Consider the following 20,499-nt stretch of genomic DNA (forward strand, 5'->3'; position numbering starts at 1 on the left):
AGCCTATTCGGGGTACCTTGTCCATCCCTGTCCTGGCACGTTCACATCGTGGCCCCACGTCCCGCTACGGCCGTCGACCATGGCGGTGCCACAGTCGACTTTGCTCTTACCGGTCTTCACCACGGACCCCGTCTTAGTGCTGGAAACGCCTGTGCTGGTAATGCACTTGGTATAGGAGCGCACCTGGTGCCCGCACGGATTCTTGGTGACGTTGATGGTCAACGACTCACGACCTGGAGATCCGGAAGTGTTGACTGCACAGTTGGGATCCCTAGTGGCGTTCTCTCCCGCATGAGCCGTAGTAAGGAAGAGCGGGATGCAACTGAAGGCCATGACCGTGGTCATGCCGGCCATCATGGTGTTCCTTGCCGCCTTGCGCATACTTCAATTTCTCCTTCTTGATCCAGTTTTCTACGTCGTCAGGCATGAAATCTTGGTAGCCGTGACCACGGGAGCGGAGCTGCGGTCAGCCGAACTGGTCGATGGCCAGCTTCACGACCATGCCGGTCACGGCCACGATCAGCACGGCTCGTACGAAGCCGGAGCCTCGCTTCAGGGCTGTGCGAGCCCCCAGTGCTGCTCCGGCGATGTTGCAGACAGCCATGCAGGCACCGAGCAGCCACAGCACCTGCCCTTGGAGGGCGAATACGCACAGCGCGCCAAGATTCGTCCCCACGTTCACGATCTTCGCCAGGGCTGAGCTCTGCACGAACTCCAAACTGAGCAAGCCGGTGAAGACCAGGATGAGGAATGTGCCGGTGCCAGGGCCGAAGACGCCGTCGTAGAAGCCGATGCCGCAGCCCGCCACGGCGATGGCGAGGAGGCGACGCCGCCTCGTGACGGCCTCCGCCCCCTCCACGGCACCGAAGGTCGGCCGTAGCGCGACGAACACGGCAACGCCGACAAGCAGCGCCATGATCACGGGTCGGAACCAAGCTGTCGGCAACTGGGAGGCCGACAGGGCGCCGAGGCCCGCGGACGGCAGGGCGAGAAGCCCGGCGGACAGGGCCACCGATCTGTCGAGCTTCGTTCGTCTCGCGAACGTGACCGCGGCCACCGCCGTACCCGTGACAGCGGTCAGCTTATTGGTGCCCAGGGCGACAGCCGGGGACAGCTGTGGGAAGGCCAGGAGCAGCGTGGGGATCAGCAGCAGCCCACCGCCCCCGACCACTGCATCCACCCAGCCGGCAGCGCCGGCCACGGCCATGAGGCCACCCATATCTATGACATCCACTACCGCTTTGCCTTCTCTGCTTGGATGCGCTGCCCCGCTTAGGGCTGACGAATTTTCCTGCCGGTGCGGGAACCGTCAGAAGATCCCGTTGATGTCTGCGAGCTCGGGAACCACCCGCTGCTTCGGCATCATCAGTTCTGCCCAACGCGGCACGCCGCGCAGCGAGTAGCAGCGGCGCAGCCACCGGTCGGTGCCGTCGAAGCGAGGCGTGAATGACGAACGTCCGTGGGCCGCGATGTGGTTGTCCACCAGCACAAGGTCGCCGGGCTCGAGCACGACGTCCTTGCAGACCACCTCCAGTGCCTTCGACAGGGCTTGGAGCGCTTCAGTGCCCTCGGTGTCGTCAGCGGTGGTGTTGTGGGAATTGAAGCGCATGAAGGGCTCGTTGACTGGGCCGAACAGCACCGGGTGCGGCCCGGCCGACGGGCGCGGCCCTGCGATGTTGCGGGCGAACGAGGTCGGGTAGGCGCTGGTGAACACGGGGCGGCGAAGTATTTCCTGGTGTCGTGGCGCCAGCAATGGCAACGCCTGGCGCACCGAGGCCACTCGTGTGGCGCCCACCCCCTCGTGATCCTGCCGCAGGCACAGCAACCCCAGGAAGTCCGGACGCAGAGGGTGGTGCACGTTCTCGGTGTGGAAGTCGAAGGCGACAGAACCGCTGTTCTCGATGCGGGTCTCTTCTCCCTTGACGGGGTGCACGTCGTGAAGCAGCGCGCCGTTCTTCTCGTCCGCGTACCCGATCAGAGAACCGACGAGGTCCGCCACCAGACGCAGCGTGCCAGACGTGGGGTGCTGGTCGAGCAGGAGCGAGCCGTGCTCGTTCGGAGTGGGCGGAAGGACGCCCAACGTCAGGCCGCGCAACAGGACGTAGCCCGTGTGTGACGTGCCGTCCGCGAAAGCCAGGAGTCCCTCGCGGACCGACTCGGGCACAGCGAGAAGCAAGTCCGCGAGGTCCGTCGGCGTCGCTGCGGGCTGCTCCGCGGCCTTACCCGACAGGTCCCACATGCGCTGCGCGTCCACGGCCGAGACACGTATCTCTGCTCGTTGCAACGTTGCCGTACTCATCGATTGCACTCCCCACTGCATCGGAAAAGCGTTGTCCCGCTTCGGCCAGAAAATCTACACAGCGGCGATGTCACATCCTTTTCAAACCGATGTCAGCGGCCTGTTTCAGTGAATGCTTGACTCTGTCACGCAACTGCACCTAACTTCATCGAGCCGCAGGAGTGGTCGGCGGTGGGCGAGTTGGCGTATACCCGGGGATCGCGCCGCACAAGCGGAAACGGGCCCCAAGGGAACAGCTTCGGACTGCGCCTCACACACATTCCCGGATTCCTGTTCTTCAGTTAATTCCCCGCGCAATGAGGCGCCGGAACACTGCGAGCATCAACGTCCAGAGAGAAGGGCCTCAGCCATGCAGGACCAGATTCTCCAGCTGCTCTCGAACGTCATCGAGGAGCTCAACACCACCCGGGACGAAAAGATCCCCACCGAGAACCTGCAGAAGGTCAGCCTGTACGGCGATGCCGGCGTCTTCGACTCGATGCATTTGGTCAACTTCCTGGTGCAGGTGGAAGAAGCCATCGAGGACGAGTTCGACGTGGAAATCTCACTCACCTCGGAGAAGGCCGTCTCTCGACGCGTGAGCCCGTTCAGCGGGGTCGACCGTCTGGTCGAGTACATCGAGGAAGAGATCGATCTCGCCCTGTCCGATGACGGCGTGGCCGTCGCGTCGGTGTGACGAGGCACCCTGATGACGGTTACGGTCAGGAAAGCCCGTGGGGACGATCTGCAACAGGTGTATCCGCTCCTTCGTGACTCCACACTCAATTCCGCCTGGATCCCCTTCGATGCGAGAAGTCGCATGTTCCGTCCCGTCTGGGGCGGCGACGAGGGCTACTACGGATACGTCATGGAGGATGACGACGAGGTAGTCGGATTTCTCGGAACGCTGTTCACGGAGCGAGAAGTCGATGGCGAGCTCCGCAAGTTCTGCGAAATACACAGCTGGTATGTGAAAGAGGCGTATCGCAAGGAGAGCATGAAGCTCTTCTTGCCCATCATGTCGCTACGCAAGGCGACCCTGCTCAACTACACACCGACTCAGGCCGTCTACGACATCAGCAAGAAGTTCGGCTGGCAGGACCTGGAGAGGAAGCTGCTGCTCTTTCTGCCCGTTCCGACAGCACGAAGCCTCGGCACAGGCGTCCTTGTCGAGGCCCGGAAGCACGCGATCCTGCCGTACCTGGACGACGCGGACCGGAAGATCTTCTTCGACCACGAGAATGTGGAGTGCAGGCACTTCCTGATCCGTGAAAAGGGATCCACCGATTACGCGTACGTCATCCTCAAGAAGTTGCGGCTCGGGCGCTTCCGCCCGTTCGGCAGAATCCTTTACGCAAGCAACAAGGACCTGCTGCTCAAGCACATCGACCATCTCAAGCTGCGCTGGTGCCTACGGCTCCGCCTCGCCTTCGTCGTGATGGACCGGGACGAGATGTCCGGGTCGCGGAAACTTCCCTTCACCAAAACGATAGCCAGGGAGGTTCCGTCGCTCTACAAATCCAAGGATCTGAAGCCCGCGGATATCGGACCGCAGCTCTACACCCTGCCCCTGTTGATCGGGTATCGGCTGCACTGAATCATGATAATCCTCATCACAGGTACCAGGACCGGCATCGGGAAGTCACTGGCGATGCATTTCTTGGAGGCAGGTCATGAGGTCGTCGGCTGCAGCAGAAAGCCGTCGACGATCGACCACCCCAGTTACCGGCATCACGAAGTAGACCTCACCGACGCTCGGCAGATCAGGTCGATGTTCCGCAGGGTAAGACAGGAGCACGGATATATCGATGCCTTGGTGAACAATGCGGGCACATCGAACATGAATCACTTCATGATGACACCCGACAGCGTCTCCCGAGACATCTTCGATCTCAACTTCTTCGCCGTCCTCAATTGCTGCCGAGAGGCTGCCAAGCTGCTCCAGCGGAGCACCGGGCCCGCCCCGGCGATCCTGAACGTGTCGACCGTCGCGGTGCCGTGGTCCCTGGCCGGCCAACTCGTCTATTCCGCCAGCAAGAGCGCGGTCGAACAGCTGACCCGAGTGATGAGCAAGGAGTTGGCCGATTTCAATATTCGGGTCAATGGCATCGGGCTGCCACCAGTTCGCACCATTCTCACCCGAACGCTCCCGGAGGGAATGCTCGACGATCTGATCGAGCGGCAAACGATCAAACGCTTGTGCACGATGGATGACCTCGTCGGCCCCGTCGAGTTCCTGCTCTCCAAGGAATCGCGATTCGTGACCGGCGAGACGATATTTCTGGGTGGTGTTCACTGAATGAGAGATGAACTCGTCGAGAGGCTCGCGGATCTGGGGTCCCGGACTGCTGTCGTCGACCGGGACACGTCCTACACGTACAGCGAACTGGCGCAGGAGGTGCGGAGGCTTGGCGACGTCCTGTGCGAGGGCGGGGTGCGTCCCCATGACGTAGTCGTCCTGAACGGCGACTTCTCGTTCCAGTCGATCGCGGCGTTTCTCGCGCTGTACCTCAACAAGAACGTCGTCGTGCCCCTGGTGACGCCTACCGAGGGTGCGCTGAGCACGATCGAGGAATCCTGCGCCCCCCAGCACTTCGCCAAGGTGGGCGACGACCTCGACATCCAGCCCATGGCCAGGGGCGGGAAGGTGGCGCACGAGACCTACGGTCGCCTCGTGGATGAGGGTACGGCCGGACTCGTACTGCTCAGCAGCGGAAGCACGGGGGCGCCCAAGGCGATCCTGCACAACCTCGACGCACTCGTCGAGGAGAAGCTGGGCCGGCGCACGCGGGTGGGGGTGAAAGTACCGAACATCCTCATGTTCCTGCTGTTCGACCACATCGGCGGCATCAATTCGCTGCTGGGCGCGGTACGTATCGGCGGGGCGGCCGTCATTCCGCGGCACCGGACGCCGGACGAGATCTGCGCCCTGATCGAGAGGCACGGGATACGGCTGCTGCCCACCAGCCCGACCTTCCTCAATCTCATCCTGATCGGCGGCTATCACCGGGAGTACGACCTCAGCAGTCTGCGGCTCATCACATACGGCACCGAGCCGATGCCGGAGGAACTGCTGAAGCGCGTCCACGCGGTCTTCCCCAGGACGAAGCTGCTGCAGACCTTCGGGACCAGCGAAACCGGTATTTCGACAACGATGAGCGAGTCGTCCAGCAGCACCTACTTCAAGATCTCCGATGCGAACGTGCAATACCGCATCGTGGACGGCGAGTTGCAGATCAAGAGCAGTACCCAGTTCATGGGTTATCTCAACTACCCCAGCGACTCGCTGACCGAGGACCAGTGGTTTCGTACCGGGGACCTCGCCGAGGAGAACGCGGACGGCTTCATCAAGATCAAGGGCCGGGCCAAGGAAGTCATCAATGTCGGTGGGGAGAAGGTGCTGCCGCTAGAGGTGGAGTCGATCCTGCTCGGCAGCCCGCTGATCGACGACTGCGTGGTCTACGGCAAGCCGAACGGCATCACCGGCCAGTCCGTGTGCGTGGACATCAAGCCGCGCGGAGCGATGAGCCGCGCCGAGGCCCGCAGGCACCTCGGTGAATTCCTGGCGGGGAAGGTCGAGCCGTTCAAGGTTCCCTCGAAGGTCACCGTGATCGACGCGGTCTCCGTCTCGGAGAGGTTCAAGAAGAAGAGGCTCCGCGCATGACGGATCTCCTCGTCATCGGCGCCGGGAAGTTCGCCGTCGAGGTTGCCCACTACATCGACGACATCACGGCCTCCGGGACCGAGCAGTACCGCATCACGCGCCATCTGGCAGTGGCCGGGGAGCAGACATACGCGCCGGCCGAACTCTGCGCCCCACTCGAGGGGTATGAGCCGTCGCCCGGTGACCACGTCGTCCTGGCCCTCTCGGACATCGCTCGTCGGCGCGCCGTGATCGATGGCTTCATGACCCGGCACGAACTGGTGGCGGAGAACATCATCCATCCCTCGTCCAAGGTGGCCGCGGGGGCGCTCGCCGGTACGGGCATCGTCATCGGCCCGGACAACTACGTGGGCGCCGACGTGACGCTCGGCAGCTACAACGTCGTGAACTACCACTGCACGATCGGGCACCACTCACGGCTCGGTGAGAACAACTTCCTCGCCCCGAACTTCCACTGCGGCAACAGCGCCGAGATCGGCGACGACAACTTCTTCGGCCTGAGCTGCACGGTAGCGCCGGACGTCGTCATCGGCAGCGACTGCAGATTCCAGGCAGGCCTCAGCCTCTTCGACAACGCAAGCAGCGGGTTCTCCTACCTGTCGCCCAGCCGCATCAAATCCATCAAGTCTCTCTAAGGAGTCCCTTCAATGAAGCGTTCGAAGATTTCCATCATCGGGGCAGGGCCCGCAGGCTGTGTGGCGGCTCTGACCCTCGACAAGCTGGGCCACGAGGTCGAGGTCTTCGAGCGGGATCACTTCCCCCGCTATCGCGTCGGGGAGTCCTTCCTGCCGGGCACGATGTCGATCCTCAATCGGCTCGGCATGCAAGAGAAGATCGACTCCAAGAACTACGTGAAGAAGCCTTCCGCGACCTTCCTCTGGGGCCAGGACCAGGCGCCGTGGACCTTCTCCTTCAGCACCCCGAAGACAGCGCCGTGGATCTTCGATCACGCCATCCAGGTCAAGCGCGAGGACTTCGACCAGCTGCTGCTCGACGAGGTCAGGGAACGCGGCATCGCCGTGCACGAGGGCACCCCGGTGGCGGACGTCGACATCTCCGCCGAGGACCGGGTCACGATGACTGTCCGCCAGGACGGCGTCAAGCGCGCGGTGCAGAGCGACTTCGTCATTGACGCGGGCGGTTCCAACAGCCCGCTCGCCCGCCGGCTGAAGGTCCGCCGTTACGACGAGTTCTACAAGAACTTCGCTGTGTGGTCGTACTTCAACCTCGAGGACCCCTTCGAGAACGGCCTCAAGGGCACGACCTACTCCATCACCTTCGAGGACGGCTGGGTATGGATGATCCCTGTCAAGGACGACCTCTACAGCGTCGGCCTCGTCGTGGACCGTTCCAAGGCGGCGCAGGTAAAGGAGTTGGGACCCGAGCGGTTCTATCGCGAGACCCTGGCCAAGGCCACCCGGGCCACGGAGATCCTGGGCGACGCGGAGATGGTCGACGAGGTCCGGATCGTCCACGACTGGTCCTACGACTCCGCGCACTTCTCCGCTGACCGCTACTTCCTGTGCGGCGACGCCGCCTGCTTCACCGACCCGCTGTTCTCGCAGGGCGTTCACCTCGCCACGCAGTCGGCCGTATCGGCGGCTGCGGCGATCGACCGGATCACGCAGAACGAGGACGAGCAAGAAGCGGTGCACGCCTGGTACAACCGCACCTACCGCGAGACCTACGAGCAGTATCACGAGTTCCTGGCCTCCTTCTACACCTTCGCCTCCTTCACCGAGCCGGACTCCGAGTTCTGGCGCAAGCGTCGGATCAGCGAGTCGGACGACGAGCGCCTGGAGCGCCAGGAGTGGTTCGACCGGCTCGTGAAGGCCGACCGCGACGACGCGTCGTGGTCGATAGGCGACTTCCGTGACCGCGCCTCCACCATGATCGCCATCGGCAGTCACCAGCGCATGGAGCTGACGGACGAGTTCACCGACGATGAGCTCAACGCCGCGCGCGTGCGCTGGATCAGTGAGCTGACCAAGCAGCTGAACCGCATCAAGCGACTCGAATGGAACGGCAGCGAGGTCCGGCTCGAACCCCACTACAAGGTGGAGCCGCTGAGCTTCCGGCTCGAACCGAAGCAGGTACTCGCCAACGAGGACGGCCGCGACATGGTCAAGTGGCCCCTTGAGGAGGTCCACTTGGACATCTTCAAGACCGTTCTGAAAGAAGACGTCGACTACAAGACGCTCGTGCGCCGGCTGAGCGAGACGGGCCGGCAGGAGCTCAGTTCGCAGATCGTCATCCGGCTGATGGAGGCGGGTCTGCTCAAGGGCTACGACAAGAACGGCGAGCGGGTCGTCATCCAGGACCGGCTGCGCTTCGACGGCGTCGGCGTCGAGTACGAGGTGTGAGCATGCAGCAGCAGACGACTCATGTCTTCCTCGCCGGCATCGGCAACTCCGGGCCGGACCACTGGCAGCGTCACTGGCATCAGCGGCGGGGCAGCGGAGTCTGGGTGGAGCACGCCTCGTGGGACGCCCCTGTCCGCGACCTGTGGGTGAAGGACCTCGACGACGTCCTCACCTCGATCGACGGGCCCAAGGTGCTCGTCGCGCACAGCCTCGGCTGTCTGCTCCTGACCGAGTGGGCCCGAGAGCGAAAGGACACCGGCATCACCGGCGCCCTGCTCGTCGCGGTACCTGACGTCGAGGGTAAGAACTTCCCGGCTGCCGCCCAGGGGTTCAGCGCCCCGGCACACACGCCACTGCCCTTCCCGACTGTTCTCGTCGCCAGCGAGGACGATCCCTACGGCACCCTCGACCACTCCACGGTGCTCGCGGAAGGCCTGGGGTCCCGCCTGGTGAACGTCGGGCTCAAGGGCCATATCAACGCAGCTTCCGGCCTCGGTTCCTGGCACGAGGGACAGGCCTTCTTCCAGGACCACTTCGCGGAATGACCGCATCGGCGAACGGTGAATCAGGGCCCCAGGGCGAGGCGAGCCGAAAGGGAAGCAGCTATGGAACTCATATACGCCAAAGACCTCGGCACCGACGTCACATACCGGCACTGGAAGACTGACCTGCACAGGCCGGAGGTACTGCTCCGGTCGGGACGACAGCAGGTCCGGGCAGTCCTGGAAGAGCGCCGAGGGGACGGCACGACGGTCTTCTCCGTCGTGGACCCACGTGAGATCGACGAACTCGCGCCGGACGGCCGGCTTGCCGTGCTCTTCCGCGCGGACCGCTCCCGATACCGGAAGCGGAAACTGGCCCCCGTGCACACACGGGAGTATGCCGTGGACAGGAACCGGGCCGTTGTCGAAGCCCGCTTCCCCGTCCAAAAGCGCACAGGCCGGGCCCATCCACTGGTGACCCCGATCGCCGCGAGCCTCAAGAGCGCCGTGCTCTACCAACGCCTCCGGCGTATCAGTCTGGTCCGCCTTTCCACCTATGGAGGGGAGTTCGTGACCGAGGACCCCGGGCGCTGTCTGTCACCCGGGATGTCGGTGGACATCGACTCGTGGCTGCCGTGGCTGGGCCACCTGCGGCTGCGCGCGCAGTTGACGGGCTGTCAAGAACAGCTCGACGGTGTCCACTTCCAGTTCGCCTTGGCCGACCGGGGCTCGGTGCGGACGGCCGCGATCGTCCTGACCGGCACCTCGGACGGGTTCGGATTCGGCGACCTGCGGGATGCGGGAGTTCGGCCGTCCCGGGTGACCAAGTACCTGACGGTGCAGACCGTTTCCGACACCGCGTCGTTCCGGCAGGCCCTCGACGTACGGCTCGTCGGCAACCGTCGCTTCGGCCGCTTGGCAGATGTGGACGACGGCACAGAGGTCGCGGATCACCTGGACCCGCACGCGGTCAATTTCATCTGCCTGCTCGGGGACAAGGCGTTGGGCACCGGCCGGGTGGTCGTCAACTCCGGCAGCCGCGCGCTGAGCGAGATAGAGAACGAGACGACGGGCCTGCCTGTGCACATCTGGCGCGGCGGGTTCGTCGAGGTGTCACGGCTCGCGATCCACCCCGACTACCGCGGTGCCGGTGTGGTCGTCGCCCTCTTCCGGGAGGTGGCCCGACTCGCCTTCCACCTCGACTGCCGCTATCTCGTACTCGACGCCATCGAGAAGCTCGTCCCCGTTTACCAGAAGATCGGCGCACAGCGGCTGCCCATCAGTAAGACCCACCCGTACAGCAAGGAGACAGTGCGGGTGATGGCCGTGGACATCGCCGAGCAGTTGGGGCGCCTCGACCGGAAGTGGCTGTCCTGGCAGTACGTCTTCGGGCCGCCCGTGCGACACCACCTCGACACCGCCTCACCGCATGCCCTCACCAGGTTCGTTCGAGGCCTCGGCGTCTTGCCCTTCGCGTTGAAACGGGCCCTGAGCCGTGTCCAGTGAGCTCGACCGCAGCGCCATCTTTCAGAAAGGAGGAAATCCGTGACCACCAGGCCGAATCCGTGGGTGACGCTCACCGCGCTGATCGTCGGCTACTTCATGGTCATCCTGGACATGACGATCGTCGCGGTCGCAGGCCCGAAGATCATGACGAGTTTGCATGCCGACGTGGGGTCTCTCGTCTGGGTGACGAGCGCTTACCTGCTCAGCTTCGCGGCGCTGCTCCTCCCTGGCGGCAGGCTCGGCGACCGGTTCGGTCCCAAGAACGTCTATCTCTGTGGGCTCGCCGTGTTCACGGTGGCGTCGCTGGGGTGCGGTCTGGCGTCGTCCATCGGCGTGCTGATCGCGGCCCGCGCCCTGCAGGGTGTGGGCGCCGCCCTCGTGGCGCCCCAGACCATGGCAGTGATCACGCGTACCTTCCCGGCGGATCGGCGCAGCGCGGCGATGAGCCTCTGGGGCGGCGTTGCGGGCCTGGCCAACCTCCTTGGGCCGCTCCTCGGAGGTGCTCTGGTCGACCGTCTCGGCTGGGAGTGGATCTTCTTCGTCAACGTCCCGATCGGTGTGGCCGGTTGCGTACTCGCCGCCCGCCACGTGCCTGTCCTGCCGACAAGCCCGCACCGGTTCGACGTCACCGGAAGCGTGCTCAGCGGTGTCGGAATGGTCCTGCTCGTGTACGGCATTCAGGAAGGCGGGAGCCGGAGCTGGGACGCGCAGGTGTGCTGGGCGGTGGCGGCCGGGGTCGGTGTACTCGCGGTGTTCCTCACCCATCAGGCCCGCATGAAGGGTGTGCCTCTGCTGCCTTTGGAGATCTTCCGGGACCGCAACTTCGCACTGTCGAGTGCAGCCGTCGCCGTCGCGGCCGGGGCCGTCGCCGCGCTCATGGTGCCGCTGTACTTCTATCTGGAAGCGGTGCGTGTCATGCCGGGGACCAGGGCCGGGTCCGTACTTGCCCCCATGGCAGTCCTGGCCATGGTGTTCGTTCCTGTCATCGGCAAGTTCGGCGACCGGATTCATCCGAGGGCGATTCCCGTGGCAGGCTTTGCGCTCTTCGCGGTCACTCTCGCCTGGTTCGCGGCGCACATGACGCCCACGGCGGAACTAGGGGTGTTCTACGCCGGGGCCGCGCTCGCCGGTGTTGCGAATGCCTGCATCTGGCCCGCACTCGCGGTCACCGCCACGCTCAGATTGCCCCTCGATGGGGCCGGTGCGGGCGCGGGTGCCTATAACGCTGTCCGGCAGTTCGGTTCGGTGCTCGGCAGCGCCGCGATCAGCACCGTGCTCGTGGACCGGATGGCCGCCCACGGGGTGGATGCCTCCGTCGGCGAGGGCGGTACGGCGCCGGGCGCGGTTCCGGTTACATCCCGAGGCGCCTTCGGCTCGGCCCTCGGGGAGTCTCTGTACCTTCCGGTCGTGTTCCTCGCCGTCGGCGGCGTCATGGCCGTGTTTCTCGTCCGCGCCGCAGGGCGGTCCGCCTCCGGAACCCTGCCTGCACCCTCCACCCTGTCGGGAGCGAACCGTTGAACGGTGAGACCACAGTTCACCTCTTCCTCAGCGTGGCCGCCCTGCTGGCCGTGGCCAAGCTTTTCGGTGCCGTCGCGCGTCGCGTAGGCCAGCCCGCGGTAGTCGGCGAGATCGTGGCCGGCATCGCGCTCGGCCCACTGTTGCTGCCCGAGTCCGTGCGTGCGGTCCTGTTTCCGCAGTCCGTGATGCCGCTGCTCTCCGCACTCGCCGCGATGGGTCTAGCCCTGTTCATGTTCGTCGTCGGGTACGAACTAGACCATGCGCTGCTGCGTGGCAGGGCGCGTTCGGCGCTGGGCGTGGCCGGAGGATCGATGCTCCTGCCGCTGCTGGCCGGTGCGCTGATGGCCCTGCCGCTCTCCGAGCACTACGCGCCGGGTTCACAGTGGGGATTCGTCGTGTTCATGGGCATCGCCATGTCGGTCACCGCGTTCCCCGTACTCGCCCGCATTCTGGCCGACCGGGGCCTCAACCGGCAGCCGCTCGGTGGGGTGGCGCTGGCCGCCGCAGCCGTCGGAGACCTGGTGGCCTGGGTTGCACTCGCCGTCGTGGCGGCTCTCTGCGGCAGCGCCGATCAGTGGCGGGTCGGCTTGTTGCCGGTCTACTTTCTCTTGCTGGTCGTGGCCGTACGGCCCCTGCTGGGACGGCTGTTGCGCAAGCACGTCCAGAACGAGAGCCTCCCGCCGTCCCTGTTGCCGTTGCTCGCCTCGGGCCTGCTGCTGTCCTGTGCCGCGACAGAGTGGCTGGGCGTGCACTACATCTTCGGCGCCTTCGCGTTCGGAGCCGCGATGCCGCGGGCCGGGCTCGAACGGCTACGGACCCAGGTGATTCAGGGCGTCGACCAGGCGGGGGCGCTGCTCCTGCCGCTGTACTTCGTCGTGGCCGGCTCCAAGGTGAGCCTGGCGGGCTTCACCGGGGCAGGGCTCGTCACGCTCGTGGTCCTCATCGCGGTCGCGTCGATCACCAAAACCGTCGGCGCCTACTCAGGCGCCCGGTTCGCAGGGCTCCCGCGGGAGGTCGCTCTGCCGATCTCGGCGCTGATGAACGTCCGGGGCCTGACCGAGATCGTCCTGCTGTCCGTCGGACTTGAACTGCACCTGATCAACGGCCGCATCTACTCGATGATGGTCGTGATGGCGGTGGTGACCACCGCCATGGTTGGGCCCCTGCTCTCCGCGGCCCGTGTACACCCCACGCCTCCCCTGGCCGCGAGCCCTGCGCCGCAGCCGAGTGCGGACGCCCCAGCCAGGCTCACACAGCACACCTGAGCGTACGACCGGCCGCATACATCGCTGCGGTGAGAGCCGCCCCCACCTATGGTCCCCGGAGAGGACAAGCTAGATGAATTGGTACGAGCACGTCGACCACTACTGCGAGCGCGGATCGCAGGCCATCTGGGCCGAGCCGGTCAATGCGCTGAGCAACCTGTCGTTCATCGTCGCAGCGTGGGCGATCTGGCGCTTGCTCAGCCTCCACCCCCGTTCGCCTCGGAGCATCGCCTTCATGGCTCCGCTCGCGACTCTCATCGGTGTCGGCAGCTTTGCGTTCCACACCCTGGCCACCCGCTGGGCCCAGGTGCTCGACGTCGCCCCGATCGGTCTCTTCGTGCTCTGCTACCTGGCGAGCTACTTGCGCTGGTTCTATGGCCTGGCGTGGCGGCGGTGCCTGCTCGGCGTGGCCGCGTTCATCGGGTGCGGCGCCGTCTTCATCGTTCTCGTGGGCAGCTATGTCCCCAATCGGTCCGGTACCTACGTTCCGGTCCTGCTCCTGATCGTCGGTCTTACCGCCGTACTGCGCTCCTCCCGAGACTCCGGACGGGTCCGGCACTGGAAAGAAATGCTCACGGCGGCCCTTGTGTTCGCGGCCGCCCTGTTGTCGCGCACCGTCGACCATCAAGTCTGCGGGGCATTCTCCCTGGGGACCCACTTTCTCTGGCACACCTTCGACGGGGTCCTGATCTACCTGGCTTCGCGTGCCCTGGTGGGTCGTTGGCGCTCCGTGACGGAGCCGACTGCCCGGGAGGACACCCGTGCGGTCGCCGTGCCAGATCAGCGAGTGTCCCCGTGACCAGCCGATTGCCCCGCCCGGGAGAGTGCCACCTGTGGTCGGCGCCGATCGGCGCTCAGTACGGCTCGTGGGGCCTGCTGACCCCGGAAGAACTGGGGCAGGCCGACAATCTGCCGGAGGGCACAGCACGCGACACCTTCCTCACGTCGCGCGGGCTCCAACGGATGTTGGGCAGCCACTACTTGCGGGCGAGTCCGCAGGTGATGAGCATCGACCGCACCTGCGCATACTGCGGGGCAGGGCACGGGAGGCCCAGGTTCGCCGGAGCGCAGCTCGACTATTCGGTCTCGCACACTCGTGACCACGTCGTCGTGGGTGTCGTGTCCGAGGGGCTTGTCGGCGTTGATGTCGACACAGTCCCCAGGAGAGACACTGTCGATCGCCTTGCCACCAAGGCGTTGACGCCTCACGAGCGCGGTGTGTGGGACCGGTTGCCCGAGGATCAGCGACCGGCGGCGTTCGTCCGCCTTTGGACGAGGAAGGAAGCGGCTGTCAAATTGACCGGCCACGGCCTTGCCGCCGCGCTGAGCGCTCTGGACGCGAATGGGCCCGAGCTGGTCGTCTCCGGTCGGCTGCCTGCGAGTTGGCCACCCCACAAGGTTCATCTGCGTGACGTGCGTTGGCGCGCTGGTCACGTTCTCGCGTTGGCGAGCACGAGCCCCGTTCAGCACGTCATACGGCTATCCCCGGAGGACCTGTTGCGCTCGCCGGATCCGGGAGCCGACGTCACCCGGAGCTCCTTCGGTAACAGTTACCCGACAGGGATCTGACATAGCGCCCGCCTAGCGTGGGCGCGACCCCCCAACGGTATGACGGCGTACTTCGCGCTGCGGAGCCCGACGGTGGAAAACTTCGCCTTTCCTTTCACTCCAGCCCGCGTTCTCAGCAAAACACCGCCCACCAGACGCCGGAGGCAGCTATGCCCGAATTCGCGCACGAATTCGCCTGTCCACAAGAAGCCCAACTGGGCGCCGCCACGGCCCTCGCGGCCGATGCGGGGCAGAAGGACCGGCTGATCGAGGCCGTGATGGAGAACCGAGCGCAGTTCGCCGAATCGACAGACGGTTGAGTGCCCAGCTGTGGACCGCGAGTTGCCGAAGACCATTCCCCTGCGCCTGGATTACGACATACGTAGGCTGCGCGCCGACATTGAACTCCTCACCAGCGGCCCGCGGCCCGTTCTGTCGGCGGCGAGCGGGCGCCGGGTCGTGCCGCTGTGGCGCCAGACGACGGTAGAGGTCGCTGCTCCAGGTGTTCCGGGGAAGTGCGGCAGCGGCCAGGAAACGGAGTGGCTGCGCGGACTTCCGTACGTCGCCGAGGCACTGGCGAGCATCCCTGCACCGCTACGCGGAGCGCGTTTGCTCGCCCAGGCGTCGCAGACCAGTCTGCGCCCGCACCGCATTGCCAAGTGCGGCCCGAGATGGGGATTGTGCCGACTACGGTTGCCGATCATCACCGGGCCGCGAGCCGAGGTGGTGTTCGCTGACGGCGAGCCGCAGCACTTGACGGCAGGCGTCCTTTGGTTCGGTTCTTTCTGGGAGCCGCACATCACGACCAACAACGAGCCGTACGAGCAGATCCACCTCGTCATCGATGTCCTGCATACCCCGGAGCTCGCCCAGCTCTTCCCACCGGACGCGCGAAGGCAGGTCTGGGAACCGCTCGGGCTCTTCCTGCGCCCCGTCCGCCCGCTCCCTCCCGACGGCGCATTCCCTTACGGGTGCCGCTTCCGCATTCCTGAGTCCTTTACCAACCGCGAGGCCCTGGGCGAGATCCTCCACGACCCCTTCCCGGACTCGGCCGACGCGCGTATCCACCTCGGGCCGGACGGCCCTCTGCTGACGATCGGTCCGGGCATCGAACACGCCCTCGACCACCTCGGTGACGGTGAGTTCCGGCTACGCGGCTGGAGCGATGAACGAACGCTCCAGATCGTCCGCGCGGACCGCGTGCAACCTCACGTCCTGCTCCGCGTGAGAAATGGCCCTCACGAACACGCTCTTCGGGTGGAAGTAGGCGAGTGGCCGCGCTGAGCACTCTTGAGGCTGCGCCAGGGGCCCGCCTGCTCACACCACCTCCTGGTGGGTGCGCACGCTGGTGTGAGCGGTCAGATGGAGACAGGGCAGAGCTCTCCCGGGTGGGCAGGGACGCTGTCGGCCGCCAGCTTCGAGCCGACAGCCCGGATGAGGTCGGCCGCTTCCTCCCGCAGCCGGGTGGCTTCGGTGTGGTTCTTCTCCTCGTCCTTCACGTTCGCCAACGCTCTGAGGCAGTGCGCCAGACGCACCGGCGCACCGAGTCTGCGGAGGATCAGCACCGTCTCGCACAACGCCTCGCCGGCGGGTGTGCTGCGTCCGGCAGACAGGTGCGCCGCTGCGAGACCCATAAGGATCACCGACTCCAGGAGCGGGTCGCGCGCCTGTCGTGCCAAGGCGAGCGCCCCCTGCATCTGCTCCTCGGCGAGCGACCAGCTGTGTCTGTGCAGATCGGTCGCTCCGAGGCCGAACAGGGCGTAGCTCTGCCCGACCAGGTCTCCGAGGTCGGCAGCGGAGCTGTGGCCCGCCCTGTACTCGGCCTCGGCCGGATCGAGCTGCCCTCGGACGCGATACAGGTCGGCCATTGCGAAGCGCACCTGTCCGGAGCTGCGCCCGTTGAAACTGCGGGTGATCTCGCGCGCCTTGCCCAGATACCACTCGGCGTCGTCCGGTCGGCGCAGCTCCAGGAGCATCTGGGCGCTCCAGCGGAGGACCTGTGTCTGCGCCTCCAGGTCTCCTGTCTCGCGCAATACCGGCAGGCACTCCTGCCAGCGTGCCAGCGCCTGCTCGAATCGGCCGCTGATCCGGTCGACGCAAGCCAGCTTCCGCAGGACGAGCGCGGCTCCGTAGCCGTCCTGAACGCTCTCGAAGAGGCTCTTCGCCTCGTTGAGCAGCGGAACACAGGTGGCGAACTGGCGCTTTGTGTAGTGCAGGTCGCCAAGGCCCAGGAGCAAGGCCGCGGCCCCCCTGCGGTTCCCTTTCTCCCGCACCGCCTGCAGCGCCCTTTCGTGGGTCAGGAGCCAGTCGTCGTAGTGCCCCCTGGTACTGAACAGGCAGCGACAGACCGCGGCGAGGTCCCAGGCGACGGAGTCCGCGCCGGACTCGGCGGCCTGCAGGATGAGGGTGGTGAGCGTGACCCGTTCTGCCTCGTACCAGCGCAGTGGCGACACTCTCTCCAACTCCTCGGGCACGGTGGCCGCTTCCTGCCGTTCGTTGCCGCTGTGGACGACCGTGTACTCGCCGCCGCACACGACGTGGTGGGCTCGGACCGCCATCGCGAGGGCAGTAAGGGCGACGCGGATGGCGGGCTCCCGCCGCTCCGACTCCGCTTCGGTCTCCATCGCCCGCTCGGAGGCGTACAGCCGTACCAAGTCATGCATGCGATAGCGGAGTTGACCCGCCCTGTCGGTTCCCATCACCTCGATGAGACGGGCGTCCATGAGCTCCTCGATGATGGTCTCCGCCTTGACGGCAGGCAGGTCGAGGAGCGGTGCGGCCACCCACTCCGCGAAATCAGGCAGGGACGGGAGGGTAAGCCTGCGAAGCAGCAGCCGGGCGCCCGGGCTCACGCCCTGGTACGAGGGACCGAGGCTGGTGCGTACGGTGACCTGGTCGTGGGACAGTTCGTCGAGCCGGCGGCGCTCGTCCGCGAGGCGGGCCGAGGCCCGATCCAGGGACCAGTGCGGTCTGCTGGCCAGCTTGGCTCCGACGATGCTCACCGCCAGCGGCAGCCGACCGCAGTGCTCAATGATCAGTCTCGCGGCGTCCGGGTCGGCCCGCGGGCGCTCGGCGCCCGCGATACGCCCGAGCAGGTCGACCGCCTGCTCCGGGGTGAGCAGGCTGAGTTCGAAGATGTTCGGCGTGAAGGTCGAGCTGATCCGAGTGCGGCTGGTGATGAGCACCCCGCAGCTGCCCGTGCCGGGCAGGAGCGGTCGGATCTGCTCCGCACTTGCCGCGTTGTCGAGCACGATCAGGACACGCTGATCGGCAAGGAGCGCGCGGTAGCGCTCGGCGCGCTCCTCGACGCCGTCGGGGATGGCCGGCCCCGGGACGCCCAGTTCGCGCAGCAACCGCGCCAAGGCTTCTTCGGGAGCCACCGGATCTGGGTCCATGCCACGCAGGTTGATGTAGAGCTGGCCTTCGGCGAACACTGGCCGCAGCCGGTGCGCGACGTGCAGCGCCAGTGTGGTCTTTCCTGTTCCGCCCGCGCCTACGACACCGACGATGTGTGCGGGGCCCTCACTGGGGACCAAAATGTCGAGGACTGCGGCGACTTCGGCTTCGCGGCCGACGAACTCTCTTATATCTGCGGGCAACAGACACGGCCCGACCGGTGGCATTGGGTCGGCCGGCATGTCTTCAGGCACCGGGACGGCCGGACTTGAGGAAACAGCGGCAACGGCAGGGGAGCTGAGGGGTGGGGATCCGCCCGTGACCAAACGATCGGCTGTGCTTGTGGCACCGGCGGACGCCCCGAGGTGCGCCGACCCGCGCGCCGTAGGCAAGGATCCGCGCAAGATGTCCTGGTGCAGTTGCTGCAGTTCACGGCCGGGGGCCACCGCCAGCTCGGAGTTCAGGAGATCACTCGTGTCCCGGTAGACCTGTAGAGCGTCCGCTTGCCGTCCCGAGTGGTAGAGCGCCGTCATCAGCTGGGCTCTGGGGCGCTCGAAGAGCGGGTGTTCCTGAATGAACCCGGACAGTTCGGAGATGCAACGGTCGTACTGACCCAGTTCCAGCTCGATGCCCGTGCACATCTCACGCAGAGCCATCTGCTCCTCCTCCCAGGCCCGGACGTCGGGCACCCACGCACGTCGGGAGATGCTCGCGAGCAGCGGACCTCGCCACAGGGACAGGGCCTGCCGCAGCAACCCTGCGGCCTCCTCCTTATTGCCCGCAGTGAGACAGTCGGTGGCCTCTTTGCGCAGCCGCTTGACTTGATGTGTGTCGAGCTGGACGTTGCGCGTGTGGAACCGGTAGCCGGGGGACTCCGTGGTGATCAGATTTCCTTCGACTCCCGCACGTGCCAACTTGCGTCGCAGCAGTGACACGCAGACAGCGATCTGGTTGTTGGTGTCCGCGGGGGGCCGGTCCTCCCACACACACTCCGCCAGAAGCTGCAGGGGAACCGTCTTGTCAGCCCGGAGCAGCAGCATGCCAAGGACGGACTGCAATCGAGGCGCTGCCAGTTGCAGCTGCCGATCGCCCACCGCAATCTCCAGCGCGCCAAGCAACCGGAACGTCAAAGTCTCACTCAAGGACATGACCACAACACCCCCCAGCACCTTGCGTGCACGGTCCTTTGCCCGCGCCCACGTGGTTGCTGTTTGAACTAATTAGAGAAGGGGCCCACAGCACGCCTTTGTGGTGTCGGGCTAACGCGCGAATGGACACGTCGGTCGAACTTGATCATTCGCTCGAGCCATTAGGGACGTTCGCATCTGTGAGTGCAAGGGGCTTCCCGCCAGGCGGGATCGGACATTTTTCAACAAAACGTTGAACACCACGTCCGTATCGGTGCGGAGCTCCCCCACTTGCGGTTCTGGTGGTGATGTACCAGGTCAGGGGCGAGGTGCGGCCGGTGAAGCCCACCACAGGCCGCCTACTTTCCGGCCGGGTTACGCCGCAGGGCGCCGCTCGCGGACAGCGCAGAAGTGCCAGCAGTCGCGAATCCTCCGCGTCTTTACTTCGGGGCGTATCTCGCCGATTCCCCCACCTCCGGACCATGGCGGCCTCTCGATGAAACCTTGGCCTGATCTTTAACCTTCGAGTGAGCGTCGGCGCTTGGCGTCCTTCTGGGTTCGTAATACTCCAGCTATAGATCGTGATCTTTATGTGGGTTGCGGCTTCTCGTCGGTAGTGGCCGGTTTCCGTCTGGGGCTGGGGCGGCTATGGTCATCCGTCTCGCGGGAGACGACACACGGGTGGTGGCCGGCTCCCCCGCCGCAACTGGATGCCTCGCGGGGCTCGGGCGGTGGCCAGGTCGCCGTCGCCGCTTTGCGCGTATAGGGCAGGCGCATGCGGCGCATGAGCTTGTCGAGCTCCTCGGGCAGAGCCGCGTCCTGGGAAACGTCATGGTGGTGAATTCCTTCGTCGGTCGAGGCCGACGCCGATAGGCTCGGCGGGTGATCGATATGCAGGTGCGCGGTGACAGCGGCGACGTCGTGGCCCGGGCCGAGGACGGGTTGCAGTGGACTTCCGCTCTTGGTGATCTGAATCCGGGGCTGTTCCCGATGCTCTGGGGCCTGATTCCCTATGGGGATGCGGTCTTCAACCAGCGGCAGGTTTCGCTGCTCCGGGCGGAACTCGACCGGCTCCCGGCCGCTTGCAACGGTGACTGGGTCGGGCAGGCCCGCGAGTTGTGCCAGGTTGTCGAGCAGGGGTCACACCGATATCTGTGGTTTGTCGGTGACTGACCGCGGGGTCATGCGTCAACTTCCCTGAAGCAGTCGCCTACTGGCCAGATCCTGCCGACCGCTGGCCGATGCACGCCACCGCGGTCAGGCCTTCACGAATCGGGGCCCGCCATGTCATCGGACTCGACATCGGGGGCGGCGAGAGCGCCCTGTGCTGGCTGTCGACGGCCTCGGCTCAT

The 20,499-nt window shown here is 65.6% G+C and carries 19 protein-coding genes; 15 read left to right on the plus strand and 4 right to left on the minus strand.

Annotated elements, in window-relative coordinates; translation table 11 throughout:
* Positions 1-271: 271 nt before the first annotated feature.
* The 3 genes from ACFQ7F_RS25205 to ACFQ7F_RS25215 form a co-directional block, all read right to left on the minus strand.
* Positions 272-427, minus strand: coding sequence for a hypothetical protein (locus ACFQ7F_RS25205; RefSeq protein ID WP_383274164.1), 156 nt, complete (start codon positions 425-427; stop codon positions 272-274).
* Positions 428-466: 39 nt separating this feature from the next.
* On the minus strand, positions 467-1,207 hold the full coding sequence (locus ACFQ7F_RS25210; RefSeq protein WP_383274167.1) for a TSUP family transporter: 741 nt from the start codon (positions 1,205-1,207) through the stop codon (positions 467-469).
* A gap of 102 nt (positions 1,208-1,309) precedes the next feature.
* Positions 1,310-2,299: a TauD/TfdA family dioxygenase gene (locus ACFQ7F_RS25215; RefSeq protein WP_383274170.1), complete on the minus strand. Its 990-nt coding sequence runs from the start codon at positions 2,297-2,299 to the stop codon at positions 1,310-1,312.
* A gap of 349 nt (positions 2,300-2,648) precedes the next feature.
* On the opposite strand from ACFQ7F_RS25215, the gene ACFQ7F_RS25220 reads away from it, so the two are divergent.
* The 14 genes from ACFQ7F_RS25220 (at position 2,649) to ACFQ7F_RS25285 (ending at position 15,908) form a co-directional block, all read left to right on the plus strand.
* Entirely contained in the window at positions 2,649-2,975 is a 327-nt protein-coding gene (locus tag ACFQ7F_RS25220) for a hypothetical protein (protein ID WP_383274173.1), read from the plus strand.
* A gap of 123 nt (positions 2,976-3,098) precedes the next feature.
* Complete coding sequence (locus tag ACFQ7F_RS25225; RefSeq protein WP_383274176.1) at positions 3,099-3,875, plus strand: hypothetical protein; 777 nt, start codon at positions 3,099-3,101, stop codon at positions 3,873-3,875.
* A gap of 3 nt (positions 3,876-3,878) precedes the next feature.
* Positions 3,879-4,577: an SDR family NAD(P)-dependent oxidoreductase gene (locus tag ACFQ7F_RS25230; protein WP_383274178.1), complete on the plus strand. Its 699-nt coding sequence runs from the start codon at positions 3,879-3,881 to the stop codon at positions 4,575-4,577.
* Positions 4,578-5,942 carry a long-chain fatty acid--CoA ligase gene (locus tag ACFQ7F_RS25235; protein ID WP_383274181.1) on the plus strand — a complete coding sequence of 455 codons (1,365 nt, stop codon included), beginning with the start codon at positions 4,578-4,580 and terminating at the stop codon, positions 5,940-5,942.
* A complete protein-coding gene (locus ACFQ7F_RS25240; protein WP_383274184.1) occupies positions 5,939-6,577 on the plus strand; it encodes a hypothetical protein in 639 nt (212 codons plus the stop codon). Before ACFQ7F_RS25235 ends, ACFQ7F_RS25240 begins: the two co-directional genes overlap by 4 nt.
* Before the next feature lie 12 nt (positions 6,578-6,589).
* Positions 6,590-8,305 carry a chloramphenicol-biosynthetic FADH2-dependent halogenase CmlS gene (gene cmlS, locus ACFQ7F_RS25245; RefSeq protein ID WP_383274187.1) on the plus strand — a complete coding sequence of 572 codons (1,716 nt, stop codon included), beginning with the start codon at positions 6,590-6,592 and terminating at the stop codon, positions 8,303-8,305.
* A 2-nt stretch (positions 8,306-8,307) separates the two neighbouring features.
* A complete protein-coding gene (locus ACFQ7F_RS25250; protein WP_383274190.1) occupies positions 8,308-8,850 on the plus strand; it encodes an RBBP9/YdeN family alpha/beta hydrolase in 543 nt (180 codons plus the stop codon).
* A gap of 60 nt (positions 8,851-8,910) precedes the next feature.
* Positions 8,911-10,293: a GNAT family N-acetyltransferase gene (locus ACFQ7F_RS25255; RefSeq protein ID WP_383274193.1), complete on the plus strand. Its 1,383-nt coding sequence runs from the start codon at positions 8,911-8,913 to the stop codon at positions 10,291-10,293.
* 39 nt (positions 10,294-10,332) lie between these two features.
* On the plus strand, positions 10,333-11,811 hold the full coding sequence (locus ACFQ7F_RS25260) for a DHA2 family efflux MFS transporter permease subunit (protein WP_383274196.1): 1,479 nt from the start codon (positions 10,333-10,335) through the stop codon (positions 11,809-11,811).
* Positions 11,808-13,076, plus strand: a complete 1,269-nt coding sequence (locus ACFQ7F_RS25265; RefSeq protein WP_383274199.1) for a cation:proton antiporter — start codon at positions 11,808-11,810, stop codon at positions 13,074-13,076. The genes ACFQ7F_RS25260 and ACFQ7F_RS25265 overlap by 4 nt, the downstream gene beginning before the upstream one ends.
* A gap of 73 nt (positions 13,077-13,149) precedes the next feature.
* Positions 13,150-13,875 carry a ceramidase domain-containing protein gene (locus ACFQ7F_RS25270; RefSeq protein WP_383274202.1) on the plus strand — a complete coding sequence of 242 codons (726 nt, stop codon included), beginning with the start codon at positions 13,150-13,152 and terminating at the stop codon, positions 13,873-13,875.
* A 203-nt stretch (positions 13,876-14,078) separates the two neighbouring features.
* A complete protein-coding gene (locus ACFQ7F_RS25275; RefSeq protein ID WP_383274263.1) occupies positions 14,079-14,645 on the plus strand; it encodes a 4'-phosphopantetheinyl transferase family protein in 567 nt (188 codons plus the stop codon).
* Positions 14,646-14,794: 149 nt separating this feature from the next.
* Positions 14,795-14,944 carry a hypothetical protein gene (locus ACFQ7F_RS25280; protein WP_383274205.1) on the plus strand — a complete coding sequence of 50 codons (150 nt, stop codon included), beginning with the start codon at positions 14,795-14,797 and terminating at the stop codon, positions 14,942-14,944.
* A 22-nt stretch (positions 14,945-14,966) separates the two neighbouring features.
* Complete coding sequence (locus ACFQ7F_RS25285; RefSeq protein WP_383274208.1) at positions 14,967-15,908, plus strand: hypothetical protein; 942 nt, start codon at positions 14,967-14,969, stop codon at positions 15,906-15,908.
* A gap of 74 nt (positions 15,909-15,982) precedes the next feature.
* Here the strand turns inward: ACFQ7F_RS25285 and ACFQ7F_RS25290 are convergent, their stop codons facing one another.
* Positions 15,983-19,162 (minus strand): BTAD domain-containing putative transcriptional regulator, encoded by a 3,180-nt coding sequence (locus tag ACFQ7F_RS25290; protein ID WP_383274211.1) that lies wholly within the window; start codon positions 19,160-19,162, stop codon positions 15,983-15,985.
* Positions 19,163-20,038: 876 nt separating this feature from the next.
* Between ACFQ7F_RS25290 and ACFQ7F_RS25295 the strand changes: the two genes are divergently transcribed.
* Positions 20,039-20,320, plus strand: a complete 282-nt coding sequence (locus tag ACFQ7F_RS25295; RefSeq protein ID WP_383274265.1) for a hypothetical protein — start codon at positions 20,039-20,041, stop codon at positions 20,318-20,320.
* The last annotated feature ends 179 nt before the right edge of the window (positions 20,321-20,499 follow it).

The sequence above is a fragment of the Streptomyces sp. NPDC056486 genome, assembly GCF_042795295.1.
Classification (GTDB): domain Bacteria; phylum Actinomycetota; class Actinomycetes; order Streptomycetales; family Streptomycetaceae; genus Streptomyces.

What these genes read in the sequence shown, in the direction of transcription:
- cmlS (WP_383274187.1), top strand. Translation starts at nt 6,590, where the DNA reads ATGAAGCGTTCGAAGATTTCCATCATCGGGGCAGGGCCCGCAGGCTGT.
- ACFQ7F_RS25225 (WP_383274176.1), top strand. Translation starts at nt 3,099, where the DNA reads ATGTTCCGTCCCGTCTGGGGCGGCGACGAGGGCTACTACGGATACGTC.
- ACFQ7F_RS25210 (WP_383274167.1), bottom strand. Translation starts at nt 1,207, where the DNA reads ATGGCCGTGGCCGGCGCTGCCGGCTGGGTGGATGCAGTGGTCGGGGGC.
- ACFQ7F_RS25295 (WP_383274265.1), top strand. Translation starts at nt 20,039, where the DNA reads ATGCAGGTGCGCGGTGACAGCGGCGACGTCGTGGCCCGGGCCGAGGAC.
- ACFQ7F_RS25215 (WP_383274170.1), bottom strand. Translation starts at nt 2,299, where the DNA reads ATGAGTACGGCAACGTTGCAACGAGCAGAGATACGTGTCTCGGCCGTG.
- ACFQ7F_RS25255 (WP_383274193.1), top strand. Translation starts at nt 8,911, where the DNA reads ATGGAACTCATATACGCCAAAGACCTCGGCACCGACGTCACATACCGG.
- ACFQ7F_RS25235 (WP_383274181.1), top strand. Translation starts at nt 4,578, where the DNA reads ATGAGAGATGAACTCGTCGAGAGGCTCGCGGATCTGGGGTCCCGGACT.
- ACFQ7F_RS25280 (WP_383274205.1), top strand. Translation starts at nt 14,795, where the DNA reads ATGCCCGAATTCGCGCACGAATTCGCCTGTCCACAAGAAGCCCAACTG.
- ACFQ7F_RS25240 (WP_383274184.1), top strand. Translation starts at nt 5,939, where the DNA reads ATGACGGATCTCCTCGTCATCGGCGCCGGGAAGTTCGCCGTCGAGGTT.
- ACFQ7F_RS25220 (WP_383274173.1), top strand. Translation starts at nt 2,649, where the DNA reads ATGCAGGACCAGATTCTCCAGCTGCTCTCGAACGTCATCGAGGAGCTC.
- ACFQ7F_RS25205 (WP_383274164.1), bottom strand. Translation starts at nt 427, where the DNA reads ATGCCTGACGACGTAGAAAACTGGATCAAGAAGGAGAAATTGAAGTAT.
- ACFQ7F_RS25270 (WP_383274202.1), top strand. Translation starts at nt 13,150, where the DNA reads ATGAATTGGTACGAGCACGTCGACCACTACTGCGAGCGCGGATCGCAG.
- ACFQ7F_RS25275 (WP_383274263.1), top strand. Translation starts at nt 14,079, where the DNA reads ATGAGCATCGACCGCACCTGCGCATACTGCGGGGCAGGGCACGGGAGG.
- ACFQ7F_RS25250 (WP_383274190.1), top strand. Translation starts at nt 8,308, where the DNA reads ATGCAGCAGCAGACGACTCATGTCTTCCTCGCCGGCATCGGCAACTCC.
- ACFQ7F_RS25230 (WP_383274178.1), top strand. Translation starts at nt 3,879, where the DNA reads ATGATAATCCTCATCACAGGTACCAGGACCGGCATCGGGAAGTCACTG.